This is a genomic window from Mesorhizobium sp. M5C.F.Ca.IN.020.32.2.1 (assembly GCF_004023105.1).
Classification (GTDB): domain Bacteria; phylum Pseudomonadota; class Alphaproteobacteria; order Rhizobiales; family Rhizobiaceae; genus Mesorhizobium; species Mesorhizobium wenxiniae.
In genome coordinates this window covers 1-4,016 of record NZ_RZSX01000611.1, presented here as the reverse complement: position 1 = coordinate 4,016, position 4,016 = coordinate 1, and the positions used below count along the sequence as shown (strand labels likewise).

The window sequence follows — 4,016 nt, the reverse complement described above, 5'->3', positions numbered from 1 at the left end:
ATTCCGGCGCTTCGCTGGGCGACATCCTGGGTGCCGCGCTGAAGAAGCAGGGTAGCTAAAGATTGGTTGCTGCCGCATTTCGGTGCGGCTGTGACGAAAAACCCGCCGGAGCGATCCGGCGGGGTTTTCTTTGGTCGACGACCTGTTGTGTCAGGCCCTGCCGTAAAGCGGCACCAGCGTGCCGCTCATCGCCAGATTGGCCGGCGAAGCGAGATAGGCAATGGCCTCAGCGGCCGCTTCGAGGCTGACCCATTTGCTGAAATCGGCGGCCGGCATGTCTGCCCTGGTGGCCGGCGTGTCGAGCGTCGAGGGCGCGACCGCGTTGACCAGGATTCCCTTGCCCTTGAGTTCTTCCGCCATCGCCACCGTCATTGCCGCGACCGCCGCCTTGCTGGCGCCGTAGGCGACCATGCCGGAACCGCGCCGAAGGTCGAGCCCGGCGCGCGCCGTGACATTGACGATGCGCCCCGACACTGAAGATTCCAGCATCGAGCGGATCGCCGCGCGGCAGCACAGGAAGGTGGTGCGGGCGTTGGTATCCATCATTTCGGCAAAGGACGCGGGCTCGATCTTCTCGACCGGCGCAGCGGTGAAACCTCCGGCCAGATGGATGGATGCCCACAAATCGGTAATGCTGGTATAGAACGCATCGACCTTAGCGGGATCGGCGAGATCGACATTGTGCGCCAACCTGACGCGCTCATGTGCCGGGAAGGGAAAATGCGCGGGCGCGGCAGCATGGGCATTGGGCACATGGCAGACCGCACCCTGCTCCAGCAGTTTGCCGACAACCGCGCCACCGAGCGCTCCTGTGCCGCCGGTCACCACAACATGCCTGCCGTCCAGTGTATCCGTCATCTTCGACCGCTCCAGTCACTCATATGCCGCGCCGCCGTCGAAGGTCGCGCCTTTCGCCCGATCACTCAACCGAAATCTCGATGACACAGTGTCGTTTACGCGCCTCAAGCCGGCGGCCATCCGACGAGGATCGCATCCCCAAGCAGACGCTGCCACAGCACTCAATCGACAGGGATCTCGATAACATACGGCAGTCCGGTCGCCCGCGCGCGCTGGAGTGCGTCCGCCAGATGACCGATGCCGGCAAGCCGCTCGGCGGCAATGCCATAGGCCTCGGCCAGCTTGCAGAAATCAGGCGGCGCTGGCGAGACGCCGACCGGCTCGACGCCGACATCGAGCATCGAGGTTTCGATTTCGCGATAGCCGCGATTGTTCCAGACGACGAAGATCACCGGCGCCGAGGCGTCGAGCGCGGCGCCCAGTTCCGGCAGCGTGAACTGGAAACCACCGTCGCCGGTGAGACAAACGACCGGCGCATCAGGCACGGCAAGGGCCGCACCGATCGCCGCCGGCGGACCGTAGCCGAGCGCGCCGAAGCCGGTGGCGGCGTTGAACCAACTGCCCGGTCGATCATGATCGTAATAGAGGTTGGCGGCATAGACCGGCTGGGTCGAATCGCCGACAATAATCGAGCCTGGCAACGCATCGCGGATCGCCTCGACGGCTCGTGTTTGCGCCTGGAGGCTCGGGCTAATTTCGGCGAAAGCCGCTTGCCTCGTTGCAGCGGCGCGAGCCGGACCGTCGTCCGATGGCGGCTGGCCCTTGCCGATTTCGGCAAGCAGCGCCTCGAGTGCTACGCCGCAATCGGCCTGGATCGAAATCCGGGCCGGCCGGCGGGCAAGCTGGTCGGCGCCGATGTCGATGCGGATCAGATTGGTCGGCAGGACAAAGCCGCCGTCGCTATACCCATCATAGTCGGTCGGGCCGAATTCGGTGCCGGCGGCAATGACCAGATCGGCCTCGGCCATCAGCGCACGCACCGCCTTCAGACTCGGGCTCGCCGGCACGCCAAGCGGATGGCGATGCAGCAGGCCGCGGGCATTGGCCGTCTGGACACCCGGCGCTCCCATCCTTTCGGCGAGACGCTTCAGTGGCGCTTCGGCTCTCTTAGCGCCGCCGCCGGCGAGGATCAGCGGGCGGCGGGCAGCCGCGCAAAGCCTTGCCGCCTCTGCTATCGCCGCCGCATCCGGTTCGGGCGGCGCGACATTGGTCAGCAAAGCTGCGATGCCGTCGGCCGGCTTGACCATGATGTCGGTCGGGATCTCGATATGGACCGGACCGGCGCGCGATGACGAAAACAGGGCGAAGGCGCGGGCAAGCACGCCCGGCAGTTCGTCGGCGTCGGTGACACGGTGCGAGAAGAGCGCCACCTTCTCCATCATGCCACGCTGGTCGGGGAGTTCGTGCAGATGGCCGAGGCCCTTGCCCAGCGTCGGCGTGGCGTTGACGCCGGAGATCACCAGCATCGGAACCGAATCGGCGCGGGCCTGGCCCATGGCGGTTATGGTGTTGGTTAGTCCCGGTCCGGTGATGACGAAGGCGACGCCAGGCTTGCCGCTGGCGCGCGCATAACCGTCGGCCATGAAGCCGGCGCCCTGCTCATGACGCGGGGTGACGTGGCGGATTTTCGAGCGCGCCAGCCCGCGATAGAGTTCGACAGTATGCACACCCGGAATGCCGAAGACCGTGTCGACGTCATGGGCTTCGAGCAAAGTGATGAGCGCTTCGCCGACTGTCATCATTGTCTGAGCACCGGACGTGTGAGGCAAGTCGGTCCGCCCTCGCAGGCAATGCACAGCGCGTCCGCCTCGAAGGTTGAAACCCTGCAGCCGGCGGCCGCCATGGCCGCCGCCGTCTTCGGGAAGCCGGCAACGGCGATCACCTCGCGCGGCGCGGTCGGCAGCACATTGAGGCTGAGACCGTTGGAGGCGAAGAACTCCTCGGCGTCGCCCTCGACCAGGCGAATGCCGCGCGCCCGCAGCATCTGGTAGAAGGCAGCCGGCAAAAGCGGTGCATAGACCAGCGCCAGATCGTCGGCGAGCGGACTGATCACCGACATCAGATGCAGGCAGGCCTCCTCGCCATGCCAGAGCGGCAGGTCGTAACCATAGACCTGGATACCCTTGGGTGTTAGCAGGTTGGCGAGTTGCTGGATGCCATCCTGATTGGTGCGCACGCCGCGGCCGACGGCCAGCGTCCGAGAATCCACCCAGACGCAGTCGCCGCCCTCGACTTGGCCGGGATACTCGATGCGGCCGAGGATAGGCACGCCCATGCGGTTGTAGGCCGCCTCGTGCAGGCCGGGCTCAGCCAGGCGCAGCGCCTTGCCCATGGCAAGAATGATGGCGCCGTGGTCGGTCATCAGTGAAGGATCGTGTGTGAAGACGGAATCGGCAAGCCCGTCATCGGCGTCGGTCAGCCATTCGATCTCGGCGCCGGATGCCAGAACCAGCGTCGTCAGCGCCTGATGCTGGGCGGCGGCCTTTTGCGGATCGAAGCCAGGACCATAGTGCCATTCCGATGCTTTGGCGCGAGGCATGGCGCTTGCGGCGGACCGCATCAGCACGCGCTGCAGGGGCCCGGCCATGGACTGCGACCCGTATGCTTTACCCACCAAGTGCTCCTGAAACATCCCATTCAGCCAATAGCCACTCAGCGAGCCGCGATCAATGGTCCAAAAAAGCATGGTTGACGGAGGCAAGCGGAACGGTCCATCTTGAGAATGAGAAGTCTGTCCAGTGATGGTAATGGGTAAAAAATTCCAGCAGCGACGGGTCCAGCCGCTTCGTGAGGCACCCCAAAGGTGATAGCGCAAGGCACGGCCCCCGCCCTGAAGTACACGGCGCAGAACGACGCCGCCGAAGCCATCCATGTCGAGAACCTGCATAAAAGATTCGGCGAACTGCATGTGCTGAAGGGTGTTTCGCTGTCGGCGCGCGACGGCGAGGTCATCGCCATCATCGGTGGCAGCGGCTCGGGCAAGTCGACCCTGCTGCGCTGCATCAATTGCCTGGAGAACCCGACCAGCGGAATCATCCGCGTCAATGGCGAGGAGATCCGGATGAAGGCCGACAGTCACGGCCACACCGTTCCCGCCGACCGCAAGCAGATCGAGCGCATCCGCTCCAAGCTCGGCATGGTCTTTCAGAATTTCAATT

4 protein-coding genes are annotated in these 4,016 nt (G+C 64.8%); 1 reads left to right on the top strand and 3 read right to left on the bottom strand.

Translation table 11 applies throughout. The features are described 5' to 3' along the window. Positions 1–150 precede the first annotated feature (150 nt). The 3 genes from EOA86_RS25390 to EOA86_RS25380 form a co-directional block, all read right to left on the bottom strand. Positions 151–858, bottom strand: a complete 708-nt coding sequence (locus EOA86_RS25390) for an SDR family NAD(P)-dependent oxidoreductase (protein WP_128344194.1) — start codon at positions 856–858, stop codon at positions 151–153. A gap of 161 nt (positions 859–1,019) precedes the next feature. Next, positions 1,020–2,600, bottom strand: coding sequence for a 5-guanidino-2-oxopentanoate decarboxylase (locus tag EOA86_RS25385; protein WP_128344192.1), 1,581 nt, complete (start codon positions 2,598–2,600; stop codon positions 1,020–1,022). Then, positions 2,597–3,445, bottom strand: coding sequence for an arginine deiminase family protein (locus tag EOA86_RS25380; protein WP_164891969.1), 849 nt, complete (start codon positions 3,443–3,445; stop codon positions 2,597–2,599). Before EOA86_RS25380 ends, EOA86_RS25385 begins: the two co-directional genes overlap by 4 nt. 219 nt (positions 3,446–3,664) lie before the next feature. On the opposite strand from EOA86_RS25380, the gene EOA86_RS25375 reads away from it, so the two are divergent. After that, on the top strand, positions 3,665–4,016 hold a 352-nt coding region (locus tag EOA86_RS25375; RefSeq protein ID WP_128344189.1), incomplete at its 3' end, for an ATP-binding cassette domain-containing protein.

Excerpts from the sequence above, each read along its gene's own strand:
- EOA86_RS25390 (WP_128344194.1), bottom strand. The coding sequence starts at position 858 with ATGACGGATACACTGGACGGCAGGCATGTTGTGGTGACCGGCGGCACA.
- EOA86_RS25385 (WP_128344192.1), bottom strand. The coding sequence starts at position 2,600 with ATGATGACAGTCGGCGAAGCGCTCATCACTTTGCTCGAAGCCCATGAC.
- EOA86_RS25380 (WP_164891969.1), bottom strand. The coding sequence starts at position 3,445 with ATGGCCGGGCCCCTGCAGCGCGTGCTGATGCGGTCCGCCGCAAGCGCC.